26 protein-coding genes are annotated in these 26,004 nt (G+C 68.9%); 17 read left to right on the top strand and 9 right to left on the bottom strand.

What is annotated here, in order from left to right; translation table 11 throughout:
* Positions 1 to 157: 157 nt before the first annotated feature.
* Positions 158 to 1,138 carry a LacI family DNA-binding transcriptional regulator gene (locus HEP74_RS12130; RefSeq protein WP_179564111.1) on the top strand — a complete coding sequence of 327 codons (981 nt, stop codon included), beginning with the start codon at positions 158 to 160 and terminating at the stop codon, positions 1,136 to 1,138.
* A gap of 134 nt (positions 1,139 to 1,272) precedes the next feature.
* On the opposite strand, the gene HEP74_RS12125 is transcribed toward HEP74_RS12130, so the two are convergent.
* Together HEP74_RS12125 and HEP74_RS12120 are read right to left on the bottom strand one after the other, a co-directional pair.
* Positions 1,273 to 1,449 carry a hypothetical protein gene (locus HEP74_RS12125; RefSeq protein WP_179564113.1) on the bottom strand — a complete coding sequence of 59 codons (177 nt, stop codon included), beginning with the start codon at positions 1,447 to 1,449 and terminating at the stop codon, positions 1,273 to 1,275.
* 16 nt (positions 1,450 to 1,465) lie between these two features.
* A complete protein-coding gene (locus HEP74_RS12120; RefSeq protein ID WP_179564115.1) occupies positions 1,466 to 1,789 on the bottom strand; it encodes a transposase in 324 nt (107 codons plus the stop codon).
* Between the two features lie 315 nt (positions 1,790 to 2,104).
* On the opposite strand from HEP74_RS12120, the gene HEP74_RS12115 reads away from it, so the two are divergent.
* The 3 genes from HEP74_RS12115 to HEP74_RS12105 all read left to right on the top strand — a co-directional run bounded on the left by HEP74_RS12115 (position 2,105) and on the right by HEP74_RS12105 (position 5,654).
* Positions 2,105 to 3,397, top strand: a complete 1,293-nt coding sequence (locus HEP74_RS12115) for a nucleotide sugar dehydrogenase (RefSeq protein WP_185813097.1) — start codon at positions 2,105 to 2,107, stop codon at positions 3,395 to 3,397.
* Positions 3,398 to 3,522: 125 nt separating this feature from the next.
* A complete protein-coding gene (locus tag HEP74_RS12110; RefSeq protein WP_185813096.1) occupies positions 3,523 to 5,148 on the top strand; it encodes an FMN-binding glutamate synthase family protein in 1,626 nt (541 codons plus the stop codon).
* Positions 5,145 to 5,654: a GNAT family N-acetyltransferase gene (locus HEP74_RS12105; protein WP_185813095.1), complete on the top strand. Its 510-nt coding sequence runs from the start codon at positions 5,145 to 5,147 to the stop codon at positions 5,652 to 5,654. Before HEP74_RS12110 ends, HEP74_RS12105 begins: the two co-directional genes overlap by 4 nt.
* A gap of 261 nt (positions 5,655 to 5,915) precedes the next feature.
* Here HEP74_RS12105 and HEP74_RS12100 read toward each other — a convergent pair whose 3' ends face one another.
* Together HEP74_RS12100 and HEP74_RS12095 are read right to left on the bottom strand one after the other, a co-directional pair.
* Entirely contained in the window at positions 5,916 to 7,172 is a 1,257-nt protein-coding gene (locus tag HEP74_RS12100) for a TIGR03862 family flavoprotein (protein WP_185813094.1), read from the bottom strand.
* Positions 7,173 to 7,185: 13 nt separating this feature from the next.
* Positions 7,186 to 7,629: an FKBP-type peptidyl-prolyl cis-trans isomerase gene (locus HEP74_RS12095; protein ID WP_185813093.1), complete on the bottom strand. Its 444-nt coding sequence runs from the start codon at positions 7,627 to 7,629 to the stop codon at positions 7,186 to 7,188.
* A 66-nt stretch (positions 7,630 to 7,695) separates the two neighbouring features.
* On the opposite strand from HEP74_RS12095, the gene HEP74_RS12090 reads away from it, so the two are divergent.
* The gene (locus HEP74_RS12090) at positions 7,696 to 8,061 is read left to right on the top strand and encodes a DUF6164 family protein (protein ID WP_185813092.1); all 366 of its coding nucleotides are present in this window, start codon (positions 7,696 to 7,698) and stop codon (positions 8,059 to 8,061) included.
* 207 nt (positions 8,062 to 8,268) lie between these two features.
* Positions 8,269 to 9,024: a sulfurtransferase gene (locus tag HEP74_RS12085; protein ID WP_185813091.1), complete on the top strand. Its 756-nt coding sequence runs from the start codon at positions 8,269 to 8,271 to the stop codon at positions 9,022 to 9,024.
* A 322-nt stretch (positions 9,025 to 9,346) separates the two neighbouring features.
* Here the strand turns inward: HEP74_RS12085 and HEP74_RS12080 are convergent, their stop codons facing one another.
* Positions 9,347 to 10,153, bottom strand: coding sequence for an SDR family oxidoreductase (locus HEP74_RS12080; RefSeq protein WP_185813090.1), 807 nt, complete (start codon positions 10,151 to 10,153; stop codon positions 9,347 to 9,349).
* A gap of 324 nt (positions 10,154 to 10,477) precedes the next feature.
* On the opposite strand from HEP74_RS12080, the gene HEP74_RS12075 reads away from it, so the two are divergent.
* Positions 10,478 to 11,473, top strand: a complete 996-nt coding sequence (locus HEP74_RS12075) for an LLM class flavin-dependent oxidoreductase (protein ID WP_185813089.1) — start codon at positions 10,478 to 10,480, stop codon at positions 11,471 to 11,473.
* Positions 11,474 to 11,692: 219 nt separating this feature from the next.
* Positions 11,693 to 11,857, top strand: a complete 165-nt coding sequence (locus tag HEP74_RS12070) for a hypothetical protein (protein ID WP_185813088.1) — start codon at positions 11,693 to 11,695, stop codon at positions 11,855 to 11,857.
* A gap of 63 nt (positions 11,858 to 11,920) precedes the next feature.
* On the opposite strand, the gene HEP74_RS12065 is transcribed toward HEP74_RS12070, so the two are convergent.
* Positions 11,921 to 12,571 (bottom strand): exopolysaccharide biosynthesis protein, encoded by a 651-nt coding sequence (locus tag HEP74_RS12065; RefSeq protein ID WP_185813087.1) that lies wholly within the window; start codon positions 12,569 to 12,571, stop codon positions 11,921 to 11,923.
* Positions 12,555 to 13,898, bottom strand: coding sequence for a hemolysin family protein (locus HEP74_RS12060; protein ID WP_185813086.1), 1,344 nt, complete (start codon positions 13,896 to 13,898; stop codon positions 12,555 to 12,557). Before HEP74_RS12060 ends, HEP74_RS12065 begins: the two co-directional genes overlap by 17 nt.
* 250 nt (positions 13,899 to 14,148) lie before the next feature.
* On the opposite strand from HEP74_RS12060, the gene HEP74_RS12055 reads away from it, so the two are divergent.
* Positions 14,149 to 14,778 (top strand): DUF47 domain-containing protein, encoded by a 630-nt coding sequence (locus HEP74_RS12055; RefSeq protein ID WP_185813085.1) that lies wholly within the window; start codon positions 14,149 to 14,151, stop codon positions 14,776 to 14,778.
* Positions 14,779 to 14,863: 85 nt separating this feature from the next.
* A complete protein-coding gene (locus tag HEP74_RS12050) occupies positions 14,864 to 15,985 on the top strand; it encodes an inorganic phosphate transporter (protein ID WP_185813084.1) in 1,122 nt (373 codons plus the stop codon).
* A 98-nt stretch (positions 15,986 to 16,083) separates the two neighbouring features.
* On the opposite strand, the gene HEP74_RS12045 is transcribed toward HEP74_RS12050, so the two are convergent.
* Both HEP74_RS12045 and parE read right to left on the bottom strand, forming a co-directional pair.
* The gene (locus tag HEP74_RS12045) at positions 16,084 to 17,643 is read right to left on the bottom strand and encodes a S10 family peptidase (protein ID WP_185813083.1); all 1,560 of its coding nucleotides are present in this window, start codon (positions 17,641 to 17,643) and stop codon (positions 16,084 to 16,086) included.
* 188 nt (positions 17,644 to 17,831) lie between these two features.
* A complete protein-coding gene (parE, locus tag HEP74_RS12040; protein ID WP_185813082.1) occupies positions 17,832 to 19,721 on the bottom strand; it encodes a DNA topoisomerase IV subunit B in 1,890 nt (629 codons plus the stop codon).
* A gap of 167 nt (positions 19,722 to 19,888) precedes the next feature.
* On the opposite strand from parE, the gene HEP74_RS12035 reads away from it, so the two are divergent.
* The 7 genes from HEP74_RS12035 to ispD all read left to right on the top strand — a co-directional run bounded on the left by HEP74_RS12035 (position 19,889) and on the right by ispD (position 25,957).
* Complete coding sequence (locus tag HEP74_RS12035; protein ID WP_179564140.1) at positions 19,889 to 20,143, top strand: hypothetical protein; 255 nt, start codon at positions 19,889 to 19,891, stop codon at positions 20,141 to 20,143.
* A 137-nt stretch (positions 20,144 to 20,280) separates the two neighbouring features.
* Complete coding sequence (gene pyrG / locus HEP74_RS12030) at positions 20,281 to 21,945, top strand: CTP synthase (protein WP_003474007.1); 1,665 nt, start codon at positions 20,281 to 20,283, stop codon at positions 21,943 to 21,945.
* A gap of 346 nt (positions 21,946 to 22,291) precedes the next feature.
* Positions 22,292 to 23,122 carry a 3-deoxy-8-phosphooctulonate synthase gene (gene kdsA, locus HEP74_RS12025; protein ID WP_185813081.1) on the top strand — a complete coding sequence of 277 codons (831 nt, stop codon included), beginning with the start codon at positions 22,292 to 22,294 and terminating at the stop codon, positions 23,120 to 23,122.
* A 77-nt stretch (positions 23,123 to 23,199) separates the two neighbouring features.
* Entirely contained in the window at positions 23,200 to 23,481 is a 282-nt protein-coding gene (locus HEP74_RS12020) for a hypothetical protein (protein ID WP_343203490.1), read from the top strand.
* A gap of 125 nt (positions 23,482 to 23,606) precedes the next feature.
* Complete coding sequence (gene eno, locus HEP74_RS12015) at positions 23,607 to 24,899, top strand: phosphopyruvate hydratase (protein WP_185813079.1); 1,293 nt, start codon at positions 23,607 to 23,609, stop codon at positions 24,897 to 24,899.
* A 3-nt stretch (positions 24,900 to 24,902) separates the two neighbouring features.
* Positions 24,903 to 25,256 carry a cell division protein FtsB gene (ftsB, locus tag HEP74_RS12010; RefSeq protein WP_185813078.1) on the top strand — a complete coding sequence of 118 codons (354 nt, stop codon included), beginning with the start codon at positions 24,903 to 24,905 and terminating at the stop codon, positions 25,254 to 25,256.
* On the top strand, positions 25,256 to 25,957 hold the full coding sequence (ispD, locus tag HEP74_RS12005) for an IspD/TarI family cytidylyltransferase (protein ID WP_524540734.1): 702 nt from the start codon (positions 25,256 to 25,258) through the stop codon (positions 25,955 to 25,957). Before ftsB ends, ispD begins: the two co-directional genes overlap by 1 nt.
* Positions 25,958 to 26,004 lie beyond the last annotated feature (47 nt).

The raw sequence follows: 26,004 nt of genomic DNA, 5'->3' as shown, positions 1-26,004 counted from the left end.
CTTCGAGGGTCTGGGGCGGCGAGTGGGCGCAGTGTGGGAACGTTCCCACTGCTGCGTCAATGTGCACTGCACAATTTATTCGGGAAAACCCGGTGCTACTATCGAATTTGGCCACTTGGAAGGGGGTTGCAGTGGGAATTTTGCGGGAACGTTGCCAGTGACGGTCAGCATCCATGACGTGGCGCGGGTGGCCGGGGTCTCGACTTCGACCGTATCGCGGGCGCTGGGCCAGGGCCCGGTCAGCGAGGACGTGCGGGCGCGGGTCGAGGCGGCGGTGCGCGAGACCGGCTACCGGCCGAACCTGATGGCGCGGCGGCTGCGTTCGCAGCATTCGGGGATCGTCGGGCTGATCGTGGCCGACATCCGCAACCCGTTCTTCACCGCGGCGATCGGCGCGGTCGAGGAGGTGGCCTACCGCGCCGGGATGCGGGTGATTCTGTGCAACACCGACGAGGATCCGCAGCGCGAGGCGCTGTACCTGCAGCTGATGCAGGAAGAACGGGTCAGCGGCCTGATCTTCGCGCCGACCCGCACCACCCAGAGCCAGTTGCCGAAGTTGAACTTCGACTATCCGGTGGTGCTGCTCGACCGTGCCGGCAAGGCCGGCGTGCACGACAGCGTGGTGCTGGACAATGCCGCGGCGATGGCGAGCTTGATCGAGCACCTGGCCGAACGCGGCTTGCGGCGCATCGGCGGGCTGTTCGGCAAGACCAGCAGCACCGCCGCCGAGCGCCGCGACGGCTATCTGGCGGCGATGCAGGCGCACGGCCTGGCGCCGAGCTACCGCGAGGTGGCGCCTAGCGCGGAGGCGGCGACCGCCGAGGTGCAGGCGTGGCTGGCGCAACCCGAGCGCCCGGAGGCGCTGGTGGCCAGCAACAGCCTGTTGCTGATGGGCGCGCTGAAGGCCGCGCGCGGCGCCGGCCTGCGCATTCCGCAGGACCTGGCGCTGGCCGGCTTCGACAACGAGAGCTGGACCGACCTGGTCGAGCCGGGCATCACCGTGATCGAACAGCCGGTGGAGGACATGGGCCGCACCGCGATGTCACTGCTGCTGGAACGGCTGAATGCGCCGACCCTGCCGATGCGCAAGGTGGTGCTGAGCGGACGCTGCATCGTGCGCGGGTCCAGCCTGCGCTGAGGGCATGGCGTCGCAGGGCGCGCCGAGGGACGGACGCTGGCGCGGTGGCCCGAGCGTCGATGAGCGCGCCGCAGCGCGATGCCCGGTGCGTGAGTCTGGAATCGCCGGCGCTGTAACGCCGGCTGTGTATCTGCCTACTCGCTGCCGTCCGGCCGCGGGTAGTCGTGCTCCGGATCGGCGTGGTCGCGTTCGGGGTCGCTGTCCGGCTGGTCGCGGTCCTTCCACTTCGCCGCGTCGTTGCGCAGCTTGTCGGGCGTGTGGCCGCGCTGCTGCGGACTGTCCGCGTTCTCGCGATTGGGTGGGTTGGACATGGGCGTGCCTCCAGGGTCAGGCGGGGACAGGGGCAGGATCTGGCTGGGTATCGCGCCGCTCGGAACCGTCGAGCCTGGCCCAGCAGGCCAGCACGAAGGCTTCGGCATCGTTCCAGGCGATGCGCGGCCACGGATGTTCGGCGTCGTAGCGCTGGCGCAGGCGCTGCATGCGCACCTCGTTGGACTCGCGCGGCAGCTGCAGAAACACATCGCAGGCCATCTTGATCAGACGCGCATGCTCGCTGAAGGACTGCGGCCCCAGCTTGCCTTCCCCGTGCAGCACCTTCCAATGCGCCAGTTCGGCTTCGACATCCACGAGCAGGCACGGAGCGTGGCTCACGGCAGGATCTCCTGTAGTAGTAATGAGGGGGTTGTTCTGGGAACTGCGCGGAGGCGCTTGGCCAGACTAGGGCGTAAGGCGTAAACGCCAGGTCACATCGGCGTCGCGGCCGTGGCAAGAACCGCGACAGGCTGGCGAGACGGTGTGTGCGATGGGCCAATGATAGGCACGTCGTACGTGAAGGCAGTGCCCGCTTGGAGCGTGCCGCCGCGCCGCTTACCATGGCCGTGGGTCCGCGCCGCGGACATCCGCACTTCCGCGATCACCCGCATCGACGGCGCACGCCGCCGCCGCTGCGCCCCCGAAAGGAACGGCATGCCCGTCGATATCGTGTTCGATCCCGCGCAACTGCGCATCGCCGTCATCGGCCTGGGTTATGTCGGCCTGCCGCTGGCGGTGGCGTTCGGCGCGCGCTACGACACGCTCGGCTACGACATCGACGCGCAGCGCGTGGCGCAGTTGCGCGACGGCCACGACCAGACCCTGGAAATGGAACCGGACGAACTGCGTGCCGGCGTGCACCTGCGCTACAGCGACGATGCCGCCGCGCTGCGCGACCGCAACGTCTACATCGTTACCGTGCCGACCCCGATCGATGCCTACGAGCAGCCCGACCTGCAGCCGTTGCGCCAGGCCAGCGAACTGCTGGCCGGCGTGCTCAAGCGTGGCGACCTGGTGATCTACGAGTCCACGGTGTATCCGGGCACCACCGAAGAGGTGTGCGTGCCGCTGCTGGAACAAGGCTCGGGCCTGCGTTTCAACGAGGACTTCCACTGCGGCTACAGCCCGGAGCGGGTCAACCCGGGCGACCGCCAGCGGCGCCTGGCCGACATCCGCAAGATCACCTCTGGCTCCAGCGCCGCGGCCGCCGACGCGGTCGATGCGCTGTACGCGAGCATCATCGACGCCGGCACCTGGCGCGCGCCGTCGATCCGCGTGGCCGAGGCGGCGAAGGTGGTGGAGAACATCCAGCGCGATGTGAATATCGCCCTGGTCAACGAACTGGCGCTGATCTTCGACCGCCTCGGCATCGATACCCAGGACGTGCTGGAAGCCGCCGGTACCAAATGGAACTTCCTGCCGTTCCGGCCCGGGCTGGTCGGCGGTCACTGCATCGGCGTGGATCCGTACTACCTGCTGCACAAGTCCGAGAGCATGGGCTACCACCCGGACCTGATCCACACCGCGCGCCAGGTCAACAACCGGGTCGGCGCGCACGTCGCCGCGCGGGTGCAGGCGCTGCTGGCGGACAAGGGCGTGGACATGGCCGCGGCCACGATCCTGGTGCTCGGCGTCACCTTCAAGGAGAACTGCCCGGACCTGCGCAACAGCCGCGCGCTGGAACTGGTGCAGGCGCTGGCCGCCAGCGGCGCGCGGGTCGATGCCTGCGACCCCTGGGCCGAGCCGCAGCTGGCGCGCGAACATGGCGGCGTGGAACTGCTGCCGGCGCCGGTCGCCGGCCGCTACGACGCGGTGGTACTGGCGGTGGCGCACGACGAATACCGCGGCTTCGACGCCGCGCAGATCCGCGCGCTGGGCACGCCGAACCTGGTGGTCTACGACGTCAAGTCGGTGTGGCCGCGCGCCGCGGTGGACGACCGGCTGTAACCGAAAACGCCGCACGCTGTGCACCGTCAAGCTGTACGCCGCCCAAGCGGGCAGTAGGCGGCGCCAGCGCCATTGCCGGCCTGCACCGCCTACACTCGCGCCTTCCGAATCTCGCGAGGAACGCGATGCACCGCTACCTAGCCTATGTCGCCAGCTGCGTGCTGCTGGCGCTGTCCATCGCCCTGTGCGCGATCTGGCCGCTGTGGGGCTGGGGCGTGGCCGCCTTCGCGGTCCTGGCGCTGCTCGGCACCTGGGACCTGCTGCAGACACGCAGCACGCTGCGCCGCAACTATCCGATCCTGGCGCATTTTCGCTATGGGCTGGAATCGGTCGGCCCGGAGATGCGCCAGTATTTCCTGCAGAGCGATATCGAGGAAGCGCCGTTCTCGCGCCAGCAGCGCGCCCTGGTCTACCAGCGCGCCAAGAACGTCATGGACGTGGTGCCGTTCGGCACCCTGCGCAGCGCCTACGCCACCGACTACGAGTGGATCAACCACTCGCTGGCGACCAGCGAGATCGCCCACCACGATTTCCGCGTGACCATCGGCGCCGGCTGCGCGCAGCCGTACTCGGCCAGCGTGTTCAACATCTCGGCGATGAGCTTCGGCGCGCTGTCGGCCAACGCCATCCGCGCGCTCAACGAAGGCGCGCGCCGCGGCGGCTTCTACCACGACACCGGCGAAGGTTCGATCTCGCCGTACCACCGCGAATGCGGCGGCGACCTGGTGTGGGAGATCGGCTCGGGCTACTTCGGCTGCCGCGACGCGGAAGGGCGCTTCAGCGAGGAGCGCTTCGTCGCCAACGCCACCCTGGCGCAGGTGAAGATGATCGAGGTCAAGCTGTCGCAGGGCGCCAAGCCCGGCCACGGCGGGGTGCTGCCGGCGGCCAAGGTCAGCGCCGAGATCTCCGCCACCCGCGGCGTGGCGATGGGCCAGGACTGCGTGTCGCCGTCGCGGCATTCGGCGTTCTCCACGCCGCTGCAACTGCTGCAGTTCGTGGCCCGGCTGCGCGAGCTGTCCGGCGGCAAGCCGAGTGGGTTCAAGCTGGCGATCGGGCATCCGTGGGAGTGGTTCGCGATCGCCAAGGCGATGCAGGAAAGCGGGCTGTACCCGGATTTCATCGTCGTCGACGGCGCCGAGGGCGGCACCGGCGCGGCGCCGGCCGAGTTCATCGACCATGTCGGCGTGCCGATGCACGAGGCGCTGCTGCTGGTGCACAACACCCTGGTCGGGCTGGACGTCCGCGACCGGGTCAAACTCGGCGCGGCCGGCAAGATCACCAGCGCGTTCGACATCGCGCGCACCCTGGCGCTGGGCGCGGACTGGTGCAACGCCGGGCGCGGCTTCATGTTCGCACTGGGCTGCATCCAGTCGCTGAGCTGCCACAGCGACCGCTGCCCGACCGGCATCGCGACCCAGGACCAGCGCCGCTGGAAGCACCTGGATCCCACCGACAAGGCGGTGCGGGTGGAGCACTACCACGCCAACACCCTGCGCGCGCTGCGCGAACTGCTCAGCGCCGCCGGCCTGGCCGATCCGTCGCAACTGGGGCCGGAGCACATCCTGCGGCGCATCTCGCAGGTCGAGATCCGTTCGCTGGCCTCGCTGTACCGTTATCTGGAACCGGGCGAACTGCTGCACGATGGCGTGCCCGACCATGCGGTGTTCCAGGAGTACTGGGCCGATGCGCGCAGCGATTCGTTCCAGCCGCCGGCGCGGATCCGCAGTCTGCGCGACAGCAAGTCGCGATGAGTGCCGGTACTGGCGTGGCGCCGCGGATCGAGCTGCGGCCAGCGACGCTGGCGGACATCGATGCGATGTGGGCGCTGCGCACCCGCTGCGTGCGCGAAGTGTGCCGCTCGCACTATCCGCCGGCGGTGATCGAGGCCTGGGCCGCATCGCCGGCACCGGCGACGTACCCGCAGTTGATCGCCAGCGGCGGCGCAGTGCTCGCCGAGGACGCCGGTGGCCGCCTGCTCGGCTTCGGCATGGTCGATCTGGCCGGCAGTGAGATCGATGGCCTGTTCGTCGCGCCGGAGGCGCAAGGCACCGGCCTGGGCGGACGCCTGTTGCGTGCGCTGGAGGCGAAGCTGCCGTCGGCAACGCGCATCCATCTGGCGGCGGCGCTCAATGCGGTCGCGTTCTACAGCGCGCAGGGCTACGCGGTACTGCGGCAGGGCAGCTACGCGCATCCCAGCGGGATGGCGCTCGATTGCGTCTATATGGAAAAGCTCGCTGCAGCGGAATCGAGCGCATGAGGCGCCGGTAGCGAATGCGAACAGCACGACGCGGTCCTCTCTGTATGGCGGCACCGTGCGCATTCGCTCGAAGCATGCCGGGGCGCGAGAACAGCGACTGCGTGCGATCCCGCTGAACGCGGTCGCCGCTTCAGCACTTCGCTAGCGCCAGTCCCGGGCCCGTGGCAAGAGCGCAAGCTTTTCCGAATCCCGAATCCCGAATCCCGAATCCCGAATCCCTAGTCCCTAGTCCCTAGTCCCTAGTCCCTAGTCCCGCGCCATTCATCCATTTCGCCCCAACCACGCCACCGCACCGCGCCCGGCGCGCAGGCCGCTGGCGAAGCAGGCGCTGAGCAGGTAGCCGCCGGTCGGCGCTTCCCAGTCGAGCATTTCGCCGGCGCAGAAGGTGCCAGGCAGGGCATTCAGCATCAGCGTCGGGTCCAGCGCTTCCAGGCGCACGCCGCCGGCGCTGCTGATCGCCTCGGCCAGCGGGCGCGGGCGCAGCAGGGTCAGCGGCAGCCGCTTCAGCGTGGCCGCCGCGCGCGCCGGATCGTCGCCGGCCTGCTTGCCCAGGACCTCGAACAGCAGCGCCGCCTTGACCCCGTCGATGCCGGCCTGGCGCCGCAGGTGCTCGCCGAAGCTGCGCCCGCCGCGCGGCTTGCCCAGTTCGGCCTGCAGCCGCGCCAGATCGCGGCCCGGCGCCAGGTCCAGCCACAGCGCGGTCGGCCCGTGCGCGGCGATGGCCTCGCGCAGGTCCGCCGACAGCGCATAGACCAGGCTGCCCTCGATGCCGTGTTCGCCGACCACGCATTCGCCCTGCAGTGTGTGGTCGCGGCCCTGCGCATCGTGCCAGTGCGCGATCACCGGTTTCAGCGGCGCGCCCGCATGGCGTTCGCGGAAATGCGCGCTCCAGTCGATATCGAAGCCGCAGTTGGCCGGCTGCAGCGGCGCCAGATCGACGCCGCGCGCGCGCAGCGTGTCCTGCCAGGCGCCATCGGAACCCAGCTGCGGCCAGCTGCCGCCGCCCAGCGCCAGCACGCAGGCATCGGCATGCACCAGGCGTTCGCCGTCGGCGCTGGCGAAGCGCAGCGCGCCGTCGCGGTCCCAACCCTGCCAGCGATGCTGCACGTGGAAGCGCACCCCGGCCTCCTTCAGCCGCCGTACCCAGCCGCGCAGCAGCGGCGCGGCCTTGCGGTCCAGCGGGAACACCCGGCCGGAACTGCCGACGTAGGTCTCCACGCCCTGCGCCTGCGCCCAGGCGCGCAGCGCATCGGCATCGAAGTCGGCCAGCCATGCGCCGACCTGCGCGGCCCGCTCGCGGTAGCGCGACACGAACAGCGCGAACGGATCGGAGTGGGTCAGGTTGAGCCCGCCCTTGCCGGCGATCAGGAACTTGCGCCCGACCGAGCCCTTGCCCTCGTACACATCGACCTCGGCGCCGGCCGCGCGCGCGGTCTCGGCGGCGATCAGTCCGGCCGGGCCGCCGCCGACGATGGCGATGCGGCCGCGCACGGCGGCGGCGAACTTGTTGGCGGGCATCGGCGGCAACGGCTCAACGCGGCTTGACGTCGAGCAGTTCGACCTCGAACACCAGCGAGGCGCCGGGCGGGATCACCCCGCCGGCGCCGCTGGCGCCGTAGCCGTATTCCGACGGGATCATCAGCTTGCGCTTGCCGCCTACGCGCATGCCGGCCACGCCTTCGTCCCAGCCGCGGATCACCTGGCCGCCGCCGAGGGTGAAGCTGAAGGGTTGGCCGTGATCGGCGGAGGCGTCGAACTTCTCGCCGCACTGGTTCTTGGCGGCCTCGTCGTACAGCCAGCCGGTGTAGTGCACGGTCACCTGGTTGCCGGGCCGCGCCTCGGCGCCGCTGCCGACCTGCTCGTCGATCATCTGGAACGTGGCGATGCTGCCGCCCGGCGGCGGACCCGGCGGCGTGCAACCGCTCAACAGCCAGGCCGGCAACGACAGGCTCAACAGCAACAGGACACGGCGCATGCGGTCATCCATGGGCGAACAGGGCGTGCAAGGGTAGCGCATCGCCGCAGCGGCTATCATCGGCGCATGGCCAAACTGCTGCTCAATCTGCGCCACGTGCCCGACGACGAACTCGCCGAGGTGCGTGCACTGCTCGATGCCGCGCGCATCGACTACTACGAAACCCGCCCCGGCACCTTCGGCATTTCCGCCGGCGGCGTGTGGCTGCGCGAGGACGCCGAGCAGGCGCGGGCCAAGGCGCTGCTGGCCGACTACCAGGCGCAGCGCGGCGAACGCGCCCGCGCCGAGCGGGCCGCGGCGCTGCGCGACGGCAGCGCCGAGACCTTCGCCATGCTGCTGCGACGGCGCCCGCTGTTCGTGCTGGCGACATTGCTGGGCATGCTGCTGATCGCCTCGCTGGTGCTGCTTCCGTTCTTCCTGCTGCGCGGCTAATAAAGCCAGTCGGCGTATCGGGAGAGGGCACGGCAACCGGCGCGACGTGCCTGGGCGTGTGCTGGAAGGATCGTCGCTCGGCGATTCAAGCGACGCATAGTTGCTCCTCGTTGCTCCTTGGCGCGCGCGTCGGCACTGCGATGCCATCGCCATCGCCATCGCCATCGCCGCCAGCCCCGGCCGCATGCCGCACGCTAAAATGCGCGGATGATCGCCAATACCGCCGTCTACCATTTCGTCGCCATCGCCGATCCCGACGTGCTTGCCGCGCAGTTGCAGGACCGGGCGCAGGCCGGCGCCTTGCGCGGCACCATCCTGGTCGCGGGCGAGGGCATCAACCTGTTCCTGGCCGGCGCGCCGGAGGCGATCGACGCCTTCTACGCGCAGTTGCGTGCCGACCCGCGCTTCGCCGCGCTGCGGGTCAAGACCAGCATCAGCGCGCAGCAACCGTTCGCGCGGCTGAAGACCAAGGTCAAGCCGGAGATCATCAGTTTCCGCCGCGATGCCGCCTCGCCGCTGGCCGCCGAACGCGCCCCGGCAGTGGCGCCGGCCACGCTGCAGCGCTGGTTGCGCCAGGGCCACGACGACACCGGCCGCCGCGTGGTGCTGCTGGATACGCGCAACGCCCAGGAAGTGGACTACGGCACCTTCGCCGGCGCGCTGACCCTGCCGATCGTCAAGTTCACCGACTTGCCCGAGGCGCTGGCGCCGCATCGCGCCGACCTGGCCGACGCCACCGTGGTCAGCTTCTGCACCGGCGGCATCCGCTGCGAGAAGGCGGCGCTGTGGATGCGCGCCGACGGCATGGACAACGTGCTGCAGCTGGACGGCGGCATCCTCGGCTATTTCGAGGAAGTGGGCGGCGAGGGCTACGCCGGCCGCTGCTTCGTGTTCGACGAACGCGTGGCGCTGGACCCGCAGCTGCAGCCGCTGGTGGATGTCGCGGCGCCGGTGAGCGATTGATTGCCGCGGCAGGGATTGGGGAGTCGGGATTGGGGATTGGCAAAGGCGGTCTGCCACGCGACTGACCAAAATTTGCGCTCTGCAAGCTGTGTCGCCGCCGCGTCATATCAGCGCCTCAAAGGAATCCTCTCCAGCGAATCCCCAATCCCCAGCGACGAATCCCGTAAAACGGGTCTGGCCTGGCAAGCGCCCGGTCAGCGCTCCGAGCCGTAGTGTTCTCCAGGAGCGGGAAGCCAGTGGCGCGATGGCGCACTCGGCCCCTCTGGCAAGGCAGAAGCCGCTTTGGCGAATCCCCAATCCCGAATCCTCAATCCCGACGCCGTCAGGCGTACTGCATCTTGCGCGTCATCCCGCCATCGACCACGAAGTCCTGGCCGGTCACGAACCCTGCATCGCTCGACAGCAGATACACCGCCAACGCGCCGATATCCTGCGGCGTGCCGACCCGGCCGGCCGGATGCTGCGCATGGTCCTGCCGCGACAGCGCCGGCTTGCGCCGCGCGCTGGGCTTGCGCCAGGCATCGGTGGCGATCCAGCCGGGGCTGATGCAGTTGACCCGCACCGCCGGCCCGGCGCTGATCGCCAGCGCATGGGTGAAGGCGAGCAGGCCGCCTTTCGCCGCCGCGTAGGCTTCGCTGTCTGGTTCGGATTGGTGGGCGCGGGTCGAGGCGATATTGACGATCGCGCCGCCGCCGGCGCTGTCGCGCAGCGCCGGCAGCGCGTGCTTGCTGCACAGGAAGGCGCCGCCCAGGCTCGCGCCCAGGCGCCGGTTCCATTCGCGCAGTGCCAGGCGCTCCAGCGGGCCGCTGTGCGGATCGGCGACGCCGGCATTGTTGACCAGGCCATCGATGCGGCCGAACTGCGCCAGCGCGGCATCGACGAAACGCCGCACACCGGCCTCGGCGGCCACGTCTAGGCGCAGGAACAGCACCCGGTCGCCGGCATCGAGTTCGGCGACGCAGGCGCGCCCGGCCTCGGCGTCCAGATCGCCGAACGCGACCCGGCCGCCGGCGCCCAGCACCGCCTGCACCACGCCGCGGCCGATGCCCTGCGCGCCGCCCGTGACCAGGACCACGCGGTCGCGCAGCGGCAGGGCGGGGGTGGTGGGTACCGGCGGGATCAGGGACATGGCGGACAACCGTGCGGGGCGGGAGCAAAGCGTAGCCAGGCGACCGTGCAGTCGGCGTTGCCGTCGTCGCGGCTGTGTGTGGGTGTCGACAGACAGCAGGGCGCACGTACCCTCATCCGTCCCTTCGGGGCACCTTCTCCCGAAGGGAGAAGGGAGATGCTAAGCCCCTCTCCCACCGGGAGAGGGGTTGGGGTGAGGGTACGACCGCACGCAAACCCTGGCGCAGCCATGCCGCCACCGCAAATCAGCGTTCCGGCCCCGGCCGCTGCAATCGGCCCGGCCGTCCCCATTTCCACTGCATCGCTTTGCAGGAACCCGCTCTCCATGATGCCGATCTCCATCCTCGATCTCGCCCCGGTCTGCGAAGGCAGCGACACCACCCAGGCCTTCGCCAACATGCTGGACCTGGCGCAGCACGCCGAGCGCTGGGGCTATCACCGCTACTGGCTGGCCGAGCACCACAACATGCCGGGCATCGCCAGCGCTGCAACCGCGGTGCTGATCGGACATGTGGCCGGCGGCACGCGCCGGATCCGGGTCGGCGCCGGCGGCATCATGCTGCCCAACCACGCGCCGCTGCAGGTGGCCGAGCAGTTCGGTACGCTGGCCTCGCTGTATCCCGGGCGCATCGACCTGGGCCTGGGCCGCGCGCCCGGCACCGACCAGGCCACGGCGCGCGCCTTGCGCCGCTACTTCGACAGCGCCGACCAGTTCCCGCACGACGTCGCCGAGCTGCTGCGCTATTTCGAGCCGGCCGAACCCGGCCAGCTGGTGCGCGCGGTGCCCGGCGCCGGCATCGAGGTGCCGGTGTGGCTGCTCGGCTCCAGCCTGTTCAGCGCGCGCCTGGCGGCGACGCTGGGGCTGCCGTTCGCGTTCGCCTCGCACTTCGCCCCGGATGCGATGGACGAGGCGCTGGCGGTCTACCGGCGCGAGTTCCGCCCCTCGGCGCGGCTGCGCGATCCGTACGCGGTGCTGGCGTTGAACGTGGTCGGCGCCGAGTCCACGGATGCGGCGCGGCGCCTGTTTACCACCCAGCAGCAGAGCTTCGTCAACCTGCGCCGCGGCCGCCCGGGGCTGATCCCGCCGCCGATCGACGACATCGAGGCGTTCTGGCAGCCGCACGAGAAGGCCGGCGTGGAGCGCGCGCTGGCCTGCACCGTGCTCGGCGATGCGGCCGAGGTCGCGCGCGGCATGGCGGAGTTCGTCGCCCGTCATCGCCCGGACGAGCTGCTGCTGACCGCCAACATCCACGACCACGCGGCGCGGCTGCGCTCGTTCGCGATCGCCGCCGAGGCCTGGACTCAGGCGGCCGCCGCGTAGGCGTCGGCAGGCGTGGCCGCGCACTGCACGGCCACGTCTGGACTGCCTTGGCGCGCAGCGTAGACAAGTGGCGGCGACAGCGGCGGTTTTCACTGCGCCTTGCCGGGGCCTTGGATCAGATTCGGATGGCGTGCCAGGGGCTGGCGCGCACGTGGCGGCAGGACCCGGCATCGCGCCGGTCGGCACCACGCATCAACGGATCGAAACAGGGGGCGTCACATGGAATCCGAATACCTGCCGCCGGCCGCGCGCGGCTGCGGCCTGGAGGCCGTCTTGCATCAGCTCGCGCTGCAACTGCAACGTCTGCAACGCGCGCCGGACGCCGCCGGGGCGGCGCAGCCGATGCGCAGGCAGGTGTTCGCCGAAGCGCCGCTTGCGGAGTAGCGCTGCCTCGCGCCAGAAGTGTGCGCGAGGCGCGTGCGGCACGGTTTGCGTGCGAGCCTCGGGTTACAGCTTGTGCATCCACTCGCGGCTCAGGTCCACCACCTGGTCCGAGGCCAGGCCCAGGCCGAGCGCCACCGCGATGCCGCCCAGCCACGACACCAGCATCAGGCCGCCGTCGCGTTCCAGCAGCGCCAGCGAGAACAGCAGCAGCATCGCGCCGAACGCGTAGTTGGTGAACGGGATCGGCAGCGACAGCAGGATTCCCAATACCACCAGTAGCAGGCCGCTGAACGCGCGTGCCGGCAGCGTCTCGACCAGCGCCGGCAGGCGCGGCTTGAGCAGCTTGTCCAGCCGCCGCAGCCACGGCGCAATGCGCCCGACGAAGCGCTGCATGGTGCGCCGGCGCGGGCCGCGTTCGCCGATGAAACGCGGCAACCAAGGTTTGCGCAGGCCGATCAGCATCTGCGCGCCGATCAGCGTCACCAGCGGCCCGCTGAGGCCGCCGGCCAGGCCCGGCACCGGCAGGAACGCCGGCAGGATCGCCACGAACAGGAACACGCCGAACGCGCTGTGCTGCAGGTCGGCCAGGATCGTGCGCAGCCGCAACTGCTCGTCCGGATCGCCGAGCAGGAAGGTGTCGAGCAGGGTGCGGATGCCTTCGGCGCTGTAGCCGTGGCCGGGCGCCGCGTCGGGCGCGTCACCCGGTGATGTCATCGCTGTTCTCGTCCTGCAGCTTGCTCAGCAGCAGCTTGTCCACGCGCGCGCCGTCCAGGTCGACGATCTCGATGCGCCAGCCGGCCCAGTCGAAGAACTCGCCGGCGTGCGGAATGCGGCCGAAGTAGTAGATGCACAGGCCGGCCAGGGTGTTGTAGTCGCCTTCCTCGGCGTTGGGCAGCTCGGCGCCGCCGAGCAGTTCGCGCAGGTCCTCGATGGCCAGCGAGCCGTCGATCAGCAGCGAGCCGTCGGCGCGGGTCACCACCAGCGCGTCCTCGTCGGCGTTGTCCACCGACTGCAGGCGCCCGACCACCGCACCCATCAGGTCGCTGATCGTGACCAGGCCCTGGATCTCGCCGTACTCGTCCACCACCAGCGCCATCGACTGCTGTTCCTCGCGGAAGATCTCCAGCAGCTTCATCGCGTGGGTGGATTCGGAGACGAACAGGGTCTCGCGCAGGCTCTGGAACAGCTGGGTGGCGTCGCCATCCATGCGCGTGACCAGCGATTTCACTTCCAGCACGCCGGCGATGTCCTGGTCGCTGCCGCGGTACACCGGATAGCGCGAGAACTCGTGCTCGCGCATGGTCTGGAAATTGCGCTCCGCCTCGGCGTTGGCGTCGAGCCAGGCGATGCGATTGCGCGGCGTCATCAGGCTGTCGGCGGTGCGGTCGCCCAGGCGCATGACCCGGTTCATCATGTCGCGCTCGTGGCTGTCGATCACGCCGGCCTCGTGGCTCTCGGCCACCAGCATGCGGATCTCCTCTTCGGTCACCGACGCCGATTGCTCGTTGCCCAGGCCCAGCACCCGCAGCACCAGCCGGGTCGAGCGCGACAGCACCCACACCGCGGGCGCGGCGACCAGGGCCAGCCAGCCCATCGGCACCGCGACGAAGCCGGCGATGACTTCCGAGCGGGTCAGCGCCAGGCGCTTGGGCACCAGTTCGCCGAAGATCAGCGTCAGGAAGGTGATCAGCACGATCGCCAGGGTCTTGCCGATCACCGCCGAGTACGGCTGCGGCTGTCCGATCAGGCTGAAGGTGGCCGACAGCGCCGGGAACAGCGACTGCAGCTTGGCCGCGATCGCCTCGCCGATGGCCTCGCCGCCGAACACGCCGGTCAGGATGCCGATCGCGGTGATGCCGATCTGCACGGTGGACAGGAAGTTTTCCGGATTCTCGGCCAGCGCCAGCGCCTTGGCCGCACGCGTGCTGGACTGCGCCATCTGCTTCAGGCGGCTCTTGCGCGAGGTCATCAGCGACATCTCGGACATCGCGAAGAAGCCGTTCAGCAGCACCAGGGCTGCCACGACCAATAATTCAAGCATGCGCGCGCTCCCTGGCGGCAAGGGAAGCGGGGACATGGGCGCCGAGGCGGCGCGGGGGAGGGGGGCTGGGGTGGTCGTCCATAGGGTGCGCCTAGCGACGGCGCGGCTGCATGGTAGCAAACCCGGGTGGCGGCCGCGTCCACACGACGCCGACGCGCTGCCGCCGGTCGCCCGATTCCCCCGTTTTGTCAGCAAACGGTCATAATTCCGCCCCGGTGCCGTCCCTCCCGCGACGGCGGGATTGCGTTACATGTTCTCGTTGCAGACCATCTTCGGTTCCGGCAAGCAGTTCTACACCCTGCTCGACGAAGCGGCGCAGGCCGCCTACGACAGCACCAAGGCGCTGCATTCGATGATGCGCGCATCGTCGGACCGGCAGCCGGCGCTGGACGCCTTCAAGCTGGCGCGGCTGCGCGAGCGCGCCGCCGCCGACAAGATCGGCCAGGCGCTGGTCGACAGCTTCATGACCCCGATCGAGCGCGAGGACATCGAGGCGCTGGGCTCGGCGCTGTACAAGATCCCCAAGCAGGTGGAGAAGTTCGCCGACCGCTATTCGCTGGCGGTGCAGCACCTGGAGCACATCGACTTCGCCCCGCGCGCGGCGATGCTGGAACAGGCCGCGGCGGTGGTGGTGGAGATGGTCCACGACCTGCGCAACATGCACCTGGACCGGATGAGCGCGCTCAACGACAAGCTGCGCTCGCTGGAGAACGAGGCCGACCGGCTGATGCTGGAGCTGTACCGCGACATCTACTCCGGGCGCCTGGACAACCTGCAGATGTTCCTGCTCAAGGAATTCTTCGAGATCCTGGAGAAGGCCATCGACCGCTGCCGCGAGGCCGGCGTGGTGGTCTACCAGATCGTGCTGAAGAATTCGTAATGGGCACGGTCCGGATCCGCTGCATGCGCGGCTGCGCCGCCATGCCCGCCGCCGCGGCCGCCATGGGTGAGGCGAGGAGCGCACGATGCTGACGCTGGTCCTGATCGTGATCCTGGCCGCGCTGGTGTTCGAGTTCATCAACGGCTTCCACGACACCGCCAATTCCATCGCCACGGTGGTCGCGACCAAGGTGCTCAGCCCCGGCTGGGCGGTGATCCTGGCCGCCGGCATGAACCTGATCGGCGCGCTGACCGGCACCGCGGTGGCGATGACCATCGCCTCGGGCCTGCTCAACACCGACGTGGTGACGGTCACCCCGCAGGTGATCCTGTGCGCTCTGCTCGGCGGCATCGTCTGGAACCTGATCACCTGGTGGAAGGGCCTGCCGTCTTCGTCCTCGCATGCCCTGATCGGCGGCCTGTGCGGCGCCGGCCTGGCCGCGGCGCACAACAACTGGGGCGCTCTGATCTGGTCGCAGAACGTCGGCGACTGGGCCAAGAACAAGGGCCTGCTGTGGAAGGTGTTCGTGCCGATGATCACCTCGCCGATCGCCGGCTTCCTGCTCGGCATCGCGGTGATGCTGCTGCTGTGGGCGCTGATCGCCGGGCTGTCCAAGGTCGGCGGCCGCATCGGCCGGCTGGCGCGGCCGCGCTGGGTCAACGCCTTCTTCGGCAAGGCGCAGATCGCCTCGGCCGCGTACATGGGCTATGCGCACGGCCACAACGACGCGCAGAAGACCATGGGCATCATCGCCATGACCCTGGTCGGCGCGCAGAGCACCGGCGCGCTGGACGAGTTGCCGTCGTGGCTGGCGTTCCTGCACCCGGCCGCCAGTCAGGGCCAGGGCATCGCCACCTGGATCGTGCTGACCTGCGCGGTGGTGATGGCCGCCGGCACCGCCTCGGGCGGCTGGAAGATCATCAAGACGCTGGGCCACAAGATGGTCAAGCTGCACCCGATCCACGGCTTCGCCGCGGAAACCAGCTCGGCGACGATCCTGACCCTGGCCGCGCACTTCGGCATGCCGGTGTCCACCACCCACAGCATCTCCACCGCGATCATGGGCGTGGGCTTCGCCAAGAACCCGCGCTCGCTGCGCTTCGGCGTGATCGAGCGCATCGTCTGGGCCTGGATCCTGACCATCCCGGCTGCTGCCGGCGTGGCTTATTTAATTTTCCGATTGTTTGCGCTGTTTGGTTGGACGTGAGGGATTGGGGAGTCGGGATTAGGGATTCGTAGAAGCGGGTCTGGCGCGCGCTGAAACCCCGCTCTTGCCAATCCCGAATCCCCAATCCCGAATCCCGGCTAGTTAGCCCGATACATCGCCAGAACATCCCCGCGCAGCGCGCGCTGGCTGTCGGCGCGGTTGTAGAACATGTGCCCGCCCGGATAGTTCTTGACCTGCACCCGGCTCGGGTCGTTGCCCATCACCGGCATCTGGTCCACGGTCAGCACCGAACCCATGAACGGGCACGACAGGTCGTTCCAGCCGTGCACGATCAGCACCCGCAGCTTGGGGTCGATCGCCACCGCCTGGCGCAGCTCGGTCACCGAGCCCTTGCGCAGTTCGTCGTTCCAGTCCCACAGCTTGTTCACGTCGTAGTTCAGCGCCTGGTAGCGCGCGTCCACCTTCCAGCCGACCACGCGGGTCACGAAATCGACCATCGCGGTGGTGGTCGGGGCGATGATGCTGTCCAGCAGCGGATCGTTGGCGCGCTGCTCGGGCGCGTTCGGGAACGGGTCGAACGCGGTCACGTTGGAGTCGTAGCGGCTGCCGAGCTGGCCCTTGTCGCGGAATACTTCGCGTAGGTAGGCCTGGGTTTCCAGGCGGCCGCCGGCGCGGCGCACGTAGACCGGGTCCAGCCCGGTCATCGCCGCCACCTGCTGGATCATGCGTTCGCTGCCGGCCGCGTCCGAGCGTCCGCGCAGCAGTGCGGTGACGTAGTCGCCGCGGGTGTAGTCGATCACCTGGCGCATCGCCTCCGGGGTCAGCCGCTGCTCGCGCTCCAGGTGCGCGGCGGCGATCGAGGGCAGGGTCAGCATCCACGCCAGCGGCGACACGTCGCCGTTGTCGTCCAGGGTCGGGTTGAGGTACGGCGAGACCAGCACCACGCCGTTCATCGCCACGCCCAGCTGGGTCTGCAGGTAATGGGTGATGCGCGGCCCGCGGAAGCCGCCGTAGCTTTCGCCGACCAGATACTTGCGCGACTGCAGGCGCTGGTTCTTCAGCAGCCAGTCGTAGATCGTGCGCGACAGGTATTCGATGTCGGCCTGCGGGTTGTAGAACAGCTTCTTGGCCTGCTCGTCGGCGACCCGCGAACGGCTGAAGCCGGTGCCGACCGGGTCGATGAACACCAGGTCGGTGAAGTCCAGCCAGGTGCCGGGGTTGTCGTGCAGCGTCGCCGGCGCGGAGGCGCTGTCGCCCTCGCTGCCGAAGGTGACCACCTTCGGCCCGATCGCGCCCAGGTTGAGGTATACCGAGGCCGCGCCGGGGCCGCCGTTCAAGGCGAAGGTCACCGGGCGGTCCTTGCCGTCCACGGTGTAGGCGGTGAACACCACGTCGGCGACGGTCTTGCCCTGCGCGTCCTTCACCGGCAGCGTGCCGACCGTGGCGGTGTAGCTCAGCGACTTGCCGTCCACGTGCGTGACCTGGCGCACCTTCGCATCGGCAGGCAACGCGGCCGGCCTGGCCGGCTCGGCGCTGTCGGCCTTGTCGGTCTTGTCGGTTTTGTCTGGCTTGTCGGCAGCGTCGGCATCGGCGGCCAGCACGGCGGAGATCGGCAGGACGGCCAGCAACAACGCCGCCAGCAGCGGCTTGGACAGATTCGGCACGGGGAGGGCGCTCGGCAGAAGGGAAGCCGGCATGCTAGGCCGCGGCGCGGCGCGCGCGGATGTGCACAAAGGCATGGTCGGCGCGCAGCGCAGTGCCGATGGCACGCCGCAATGCTCCGCTCCAACCGAATCGCGAGCCCGTCACCAGTGGCAGCGCGGGCAGCGCATGGAATCTATCGGGCTGGGCCAATCCCCAATCCCGGCTCCTCAATCCCGGCTCCTCAGACCTCCAGCGAAGCCAGGTCGCCCTTGGTCTCCAGCCACTGCTTGCGGTCGCCGGCGCGCTTCTTGGCCAGCAGCATGTCCATCAGCGAACCGGTCTCGTCGCCGTCGGCGATGGTCAGCTGCACCAGCCGCCGCGTGTCCGGGTGGATGGTGGATTCGCGCAGCTGCTGCGGGTTCATCTCGCCCAGGCCCTTGAAGCGGGTCACGCTGAGCTGGCCCTTGATCTTCTCGCGCGCGATCTTCTCCAGCAGCGAGCGCTTCTCTTCCTCGTCCAGCGCGTAGAACACCTGCTTGCCCACATCGACGCGGAACAGCGGCGGCATCGCCACGAACACGTGGCCGGCCTTCACCAGCGTCGGGAAGTGGCGCAGGAACAGCGCGGTGAGCAGGGTGGCGATGTGCAGGCCGTCGGAGTCGGCGTCGGCCAGGATCACCACCTTGCCGTAACGCAGCCCGCTGATGTCGTCCTTGCCCGGGTCGCAGCCGATCGCGATCGCCAGGTTGTGCACTTCCTCGGAGGCCAGCACGCTGCCGGAGGCCACTTCCCAGGTGTTGAGGATCTTGCCGCGCAGCGGCAGGATCGCCTGGAAGTCCTTGTCGCGCGCCTGCTTGGCGCTGCCGCCGGCCGAGTCGCCCTCCACCAGGAACAGCTCGGTGCGCGACAGGTCCTGGCTGATGCAGTCGGCCAGCTTGCCGGGCAGCGCTGGGCCGGAGGTGACCTTTTTGCGGGTGATCTGCTTTTCGGTTTTCAACCGTGCGCTGGCGCGGTCGATCGCGATCTGCGCGATGCGCGTGCCGGTTTCCACGTTCTGGTTCAGCCACAGGCTGAAAGCGTCGTGCGCGGCGCCTTCGATGAAGCCGGCGGCCTGGCGCGAGGACAGACGCTCCTTGGTCTGGCCGCTGAATTGCGGGTCGGTCATCTTCAGCGACAGTACGAAGGTGACCCGGTCCCACACGTCTTCCGGCGCCAGCTTGACCCCGCGCGGCAGCAGGTTGCGGAAGTCGCAGAACTCGCGCAGCGCGTCGGTGAAGCCGCTGCGCAGGCCGTTGACGTGGGTGCCGTGCTGCGCGGTCGGGATCAGGTTGACGTAGCTTTCCTGTACCAGTTCGCCGTCGGCGACCCAGGCCACCGCCCAATCGACGATCTCGCGGTCCTTCTTCAGGTTGCCGACGAACAGGTCGGCCGGCAGCAATTCGCGCTCGGCCAGCTCGCCCTTGAGGTAGTCGCGCAGGCCGTCCTCGAAGTACCAGGTGTCCTGCTCGCCGGTGGCCTCGTCGTGCAGCTTCACGGTCAGCCCGGGGCACAGCACCGCCTTGGCGCGCAGCAGGTGGCGCAGCGCGCGCACGGCGAACTTCGGTGTGTCGAAGTACTTCGGATCGGCCCAGAAGCGCAGGCGCGTGCCGGTGTTCTTCTTGCCGACGCTGCCGACGATCTCCAGCTTGGAGGCGGGGAAGCCGTCGCCGAATTCCATCCGGTATTCGTTGCCGTCGCGCTTGATGAACAGCTCCACCTTCTTCGACAGCGCATTGACCACGCTGACGCCGACGCCGTGCAGGCCGCCGCTGAAGGTGTAGTTGCGGTCGTTGAACTTGCCGCCGGCATGCAGCCGGGTCAGGATCAGTTCGACGCCGGAAATCTTTTCTTCCGGATGGATGTCCACCGGCATGCCGCGGCCGTCGTCGGAGACCTCGCAGCTGCCGTCCTTGAACAGGGTCACCTCGATGTGCCGGGCGTGGCCGGCCAGCGCCTCGTCCACGGCGTTGTCGATGACTTCCTGCGCCAGGTGGTTGGGGCGTGCGGTGTCGGTGTACATGCCCGGCCGGCGCTTGACCGGGTCCAGGCCAGAGAGAACTTCGATGTCGGCGGCGTTGTAGCGGGTATTCATGCGTCTCAACAGGTGGCGCGAAGCAGATCCGGAAGTGTGCGGTGTGCGGCGGCTTTTTGCACGTCGCCGGTGTTCAGGGCCAGTGCCGTGGCGGCGCGCTAGCCTTGCACTGGAAAATCCGCGACGGCATCCCCATTAGTCGTTGCAGCCTTACACAGGAGTACGCCATGAACGTTCGCAAGCTGTTGACCCTGGCCGCGCTGGTCGCCGCCGCGGTGGCCATCCCGGTCGCGATGGCCCAGGCGCAGAGCGCCGATCCGGCCACCTCCGGCGCCGCCGCCTACGAGGCGCAGGTCGCGAAGGAGAAGGCCGAGGCCGATGCCAAGGCCAAGCGCCGCGCCGCTGCGGCGGCCGAGCACAAGGCCGGCAAGGACGCGGCTGCGCCGAAGAAAGAGGAAGAAGAGGAAGCGCGCAAGCCCTGAGCGCGCGCCCTGTTGCGACCTGCGACGCCCCGGCTGGTGCCGGGGCGTCTTCTTTTTGTGGAGTCGATCGGTCCGAAAGCGCTTGGGCAAATCGGCTTCACCCGTTAAACTATGGCTTTCCGGGAGGCCTTCGAGCCATGACCCCCCTGATCTTCGTTACCGGCGGCGTAGTGTCCTCGCTTGGCAAGGGCATCGCGGCCGCTTCGCTTGCGTCCATTCTCGAAGCACGTGGCCTGTCGGTCACGATGATGAAGCTGGATCCCTACATCAACGTCGACCCGGGCACGATGAGCCCGTTCCAGCACGGCGAGGTGTACGTCACCGACGACGGCGCCGAGACCGACCTGGACCTGGGCCACTACGAGCGCTTCGTGCGCACCCGCCTGTCGCGCAAGAATTCGGTCACCACCGGCCGCATCTACGAGAACGTGATCCGCAAGGAGCGTCGCGGCGACTATCTCGGCGCCACCGTGCAGGTGATCCCGCACATCACCGACGAAATCCGTCGTTGCGTGGACGAAGCCACCGCCGGATTCGACGTGGCGCTGGTGGAAATCGGCGGCACCGTCGGCGATATCGAGTCGCTGCCGTTCCTGGAAGCGATCCGCCAGGTGCGCACCGAACGCGGCGCCGAGCGCGCGCTGTTCATGCATCTCACCCTGGTGCCGTACATCGCCGCCGCCGGCGAGTTGAAGACCAAGCCGACCCAGCACTCGGTCAAGGAACTGCGCTCGATCGGCATCCAGCCGGACGTGCTGCTGTGCCGCTCCGAGCAGGCGATTCCGGATTCGGAGCGGCGCAAGATCGCGCTGTTCACCAACGTCTCCGAGCGCGCGGTGATCAGCGCCGCCGACATCGACGTGCTCTACGGCATGCCGCTGGAACTGCACCGGCAGGGCCTGGACGAGATCGTCATCGATCAGTTCAAGCTGCGCGACAAGGTCGGCCCGGCCGATCTGTCCGAATGGGAAGCGGTGGTGGATGCCACCAAGCATCCGCTCGACGAGGTCACCATCGCCGTGGTCGGCAAGTATGTGGACCACCAAGACGCCTACAAGTCGGTCGGCGAGGCGCTCAAGCACGGCGGCCTGCGCCAGCGCACCAAGGTCACCTTGAAATGGCTGGAAGCGCAGGAACTGGAAGGCAGCGACCTGTCGGCGCTGGCCGACGTGGACGGCATCCTGGTGCCCGGCGGCTTCGGCGATCGCGGCTTCGAAGGCAAGGTGCTGACCTCGCGCTATGCGCGCGAGCACCGCGTGCCGTACTTCGGCATCTGCTATGGCATGCAGGCAGCGGTGGTGGACTACGCGCGCCATGTCGCCGGCCTGGACGGCGCCAACAGCACCGAAAACGACCGCCAGTCGCCGTATCCGGTGATCGGCCTGATCACCGAGTGGCGCACCGCCAGCGGCGATGTGGAGAAGCGCGACGAGAAGTCCGATCTGGGCGGCACCATGCGCCTGGGCCTGCAGGAACAACGGCTCAAGCCCGGCACGCTGTCGCGCGAGATGTACGGCAAGGACGTGGTGTCCGAGCGCCATCGCCATCGCTACGAGTTCAACAACCGCTACCGCACCCAGCTCGAGGACGCCGGCCTGGTGATTTCCGCCAAGTCGATGGACGACACCCTGGTGGAAATGGTCGAACTGCCGCGCGAAGTGCATCCATGGTTCCTGGCCTGCCAGGCGCACCCGGAATTCCTGTCCACGCCGCGCGACGGCCATCCGCTGTTCATCGGCTTCGTGCGCGCCGCGCGCGAGAAGAAGGCTGGCGGCAAGCTGTTGAAGGAAGCGCGCGCCTAACTTCTTTCTCCCATCGGGAGAAGGTGGCGCGAAGCGCCGGATGAGGGTACGTGCGCAGCCTCGCGCGCCTGAATTCCTCAAGGCTTCGCCCGTACCCTCACCCCAACCCCTCTCCCAATGGGAGAGGGGCTCAACTCCATAGGCGGTGTCATGAATAGGGCGGCGGCAAGTTATCAAAGCAAGCAGCAGCCTGATTCATTCCTTCTCCCATCGGGAGAAGGTGCCCCGCAGGGGCGGATGAGGGTACGGACGCAGCCTCGCGCGCCTGAATTCCTCGAAGCTTCGCCCGTACCCTCACCCCAACCCCCTCCCAATGGGAGAGGGGCTCAACCCAATAGGTGATCCGATGAAACTGTGTGGCTTCGAAGTCGGCCTGGACCAGCCGCTGTTCCTGATCGCAGGCCCGTGCGTGATCGAGTCGATGCAGCTGCAGCTGGACGTGGCCGGCAAGCTCAAGGAGATCACCGGCAGGCTGGGGATCAACTTCATCTTCAAGTCGAGCTTCGACAAGGCCAACCGGACCTCCGGCACCAGCTTCCGCGGCCCCGGCCTGGAAGAGGGATTGAAGGTGCTCGAGGCGGTGAAGAAGCAGATCGGCGTGCCGGTGCTGACCGACGTGCACGAATACACGCCGATGAACGAGGTCGCGGCGGTGGTCGACGTGCTGCAGACGCCGGCGTTCCTGGTGCGGCAGACCGATTTCATCAAGAACGTCTGCGCCGCCGGCAAGCCGGTCAACATCAAGAAGGGCCAGTTCCTGTCGCCGTGGGACATGAAGCCGGTGGTGGACAAGGCCAAGTCCACAGGCAACGAGCAGATCATGGTCTGCGAGCGCGGCGCCAGCTTCGGCTACAACAACCTGGTCAGCGACATGCGTTCGCTGAGCGTGATGCGCGAGACCGGCTGCCCGGTGGTGTTCGACGCCACCCATTCGGTGCAGTTGCCGGGCGGGCAGGGCAGCACCTCCGGCGGCCAGCGCGAGTTCGTGCCGGTGCTGGCGCGCGCAGCGGTGGCGGTGGGCGTGTCCGGCGTGTTCGCCGAGACCCATCCGGATCCGTCCAAGGCGCTGTCCGATGGCCCCAATGCCTGGCCGCTGGACCGCATGGAAGAATTGCTGGAAACGCTGATGGAACTCGATGCAGTGACCAAGAAGCACGGGTTCGCACGCTTCGCATGAGGTCCGACCCATGGGCGCTGGCGGCGTCGCGCCGGCAGCGCCGGCACTGGCGCCATTGGCCCTGGGGCTGGGTGGCGTTGGCCCTGTCGATCGGTGTCTGGGCCTGTCTGGCCGTCATGGCCTTCCTGGTCGCCGCCAGCATTGGCATGCCGGGCGACGGCAGCCACGCAATGCAGGCCACGCGGATCCCGATGCTGGTCACGCTGGTGGTGGGCGCGCTGCTGACCGTGGCGTGCCTCATCGCCAGCCCGGCGGCGTTCTGGCTGCGTCGCCAACCTGCCGCAGCGGCCAGCGCGCTTGCGCTGCTGCTGGTGTTGTTGCTTCTGTTTGGCTTGTCGGCGCTGGGCTTGAGGGCCTAGCGCCGCGCTGGCCGACCCGTCGCGCGTCTCAGCCCCTTGCGATTTGGCAACGGGCCGGTGTACGGCGATAATCCGGCAGCTTGTTTCCGGTGTACTTTCCCCCTTACTGGTAACCGATCGGACCTATGACCACTATCGCCAAGATCCACGCCCGCGAGATTCTCGATTCCCGCGGCAATCCCACGCTCGAAGCGGAAGTCACGCTGGCCGACGGCTCGCTGGGCCGCGCCGCGGTGCCGTCGGGCGCTTCCACCGGCACCAAGGAAGCGGTCGAGCTGCGCGATGGCGACAAGACCCGCTACCTGGGCAAGGGCGTGCGCAAGGCGGTGGAGAACGTCAACACCACGATCGCCAGCGCGTTGCAGGGCTTCGACGCTGCCGACCAGCAGGGCCTGGACCGGCGCCTGATCGACCTGGACGGCACCGAGAACAAGGGCCGCCTCGGCGCCAACGCGCTGCTCGGCGTGTCGCTGGCCAACGCGCATGCGGTCGCCGCCTCGCGCAAGCAGGCGCTGTGGCAGTACCTGGCCGGCGCCAACACCTCCAACGTCGCGTTGCCGGTGCCGATGATGAACATCATCAACGGCGGCGCGCATGCCGACAACAACGTCGATTTCCAGGAATTCATGGTGCTGCCGGTCGGTGCCGCGTCGTTCTCCGAGGCGCTGCGGGCAGGCACCGAGATCTTCCACGCGCTCAAGGCGGTGCTGAAGGGCCATGGCCTGTCCACCGCGGTCGGCGACGAAGGCGGCTTCGCGCCGGACTTCCGCAGCAACGTGGAAGCGCTGGACACCATCCTCGAGGCGATCGGCAAGGCCGGCTACACCGCCGGCGAAGACGTGCTGCTGGGCCTGGACGTGGCCTCCAGCGAGTTCTACGACAATGGCAAGTACCATCTGGTGGGCGAGGGCAAGCGCCTGACCAGCGAGCAGTTCGTCGACTTCCTCGCCGACTGGGCCGCGCAGTACCCGATCGTCAGCATCGAGGACGGCCTGGCCGAGGACGACTGGGCCGGCTGGAAGCTGCTGACCGACCGCCTCGGCAGCAAGGTGCAGCTGGTCGGCGACGACCTGTTCGTGACCAACCCGAAGATCTTCAAGCAGGGCATCGAGTCCGGCACCGCCAACGCGATCCTGATCAAGGTCAACCAGATCGGCACCCTGACCGAGACCCTGGAAGCGATCGCCATGGCCGACGCCGCCGGCTACGCGGCGATCGTCTCGCACCGTTCCGGCGAGACCGAGGACACCACCATCGCCGACATCGCCGTGGCCACCACCGCCACCCAGATCAAGACCGGCTCGCTGTGCCGCAGCGATCGCGTGGCCAAGTACAACCAGCTGCTGCGGATCGAGGAAGCGCTGGGCAGCGGCGCGCGCTACGCAGGGCGCGACGCATTCGTCTCGCTCAAGCGGTAAGCCGTGCGCAACTGGCGCTGGCTGCTGCTGGTGCTGGCGGGACTGCTGGCGTGGCTGCAGTACCGTTTCTGGCTCGGTCCGGGTAATTCCGGCGAAGTCCTGGTGCTCGAGAGCCAGGTCGAGCACCAGAAGCGCGATAACGAAGGCCTGCAGCAACGCAATGCCGCACTCGCCGCCGAGGTCAAGGACCTCAAGGACGGCGAGGCGGCGATCGAGGAACGCGCGCGCAGCGAGCTGGGCATGATCAAGCCGGGCGAGAAGTTCTACCGCGTCGTCGAGGACGCGCCGGTGCCCGTCGCACCGGCCGCCGACGGCAGGCAGGCGCAGGCGCCGGCCGCGCCGAGCGAGCAACCCTGATGGCCACGGTCTGGGCGGTGGTGCCGGCCGCCGGTCGCGGCACCCGTTTCGGCAGTCCGCTGCCCAAACAGTATCTGCAGGCCGGTGGGCAGCCGTTGATCGCGCATGCGCTGCAGGCCTTGCTGGCGCATCCGGCGGTGGCCGGGGCGATGGTCGCGCTCGGTGCCGACGATGCCGATTGGCCGGGCTGGACCGAACTGGACGGCAAGCCGGTGCTGACCTGCGTCGGCGGCGCCAGCCGGGCCGGCTCGGTGCTGGCCGCGTTGCAGGCCTTGCCGGACTCGGTCAAGGCCGACGATTTCGTGCTGGTGCACGATGCGGCGCGCCCGAACCTGGCCCTGGCCGACCTCGACCGGCTGCTGGAAACCGGGCGCGGCGATCCGGTCGGCGCGATCCTGGCCGCACCGGTGCGCGACACGCTCAAGCGCGCCGGCGACGACGGCGGCATCGACGCAACCGAGCCGCGCGAGCGCCTGTGGCGCGCGCTGACCCCGCAGTTGTTCCGGCGCCTGCAGCTGACTCGGGCGCTGGAACAGGCCGCGGCCGCCGGCGTCGAGGTCACCGACGATGCGATGGCGATGGAGTTGCTGGGCCTGCGGCCGTTGCTGGTCGAGGGTGCCGAGGACAACTTCAAGGTCACCACCCCGGCCGACCTGGTGCGCTTCGAGTTCGAGCTGTTTCTGCGCGCGCGGCAGCCGTGAAGCGGCCGCGCCGCGCTGCGGCCTCGCGCCGCCGATGCCTTTCCTTT

Source organism: Xanthomonas sp. SS (genome assembly GCF_014236835.1).
Taxonomy (GTDB): Bacteria; Pseudomonadota; Gammaproteobacteria; order Xanthomonadales; family Xanthomonadaceae; genus Xanthomonas_A.
The sequence above is the reverse complement of the archived record's forward strand: the minus strand, read 5'-3'. Positions and strand labels throughout refer to the sequence as shown.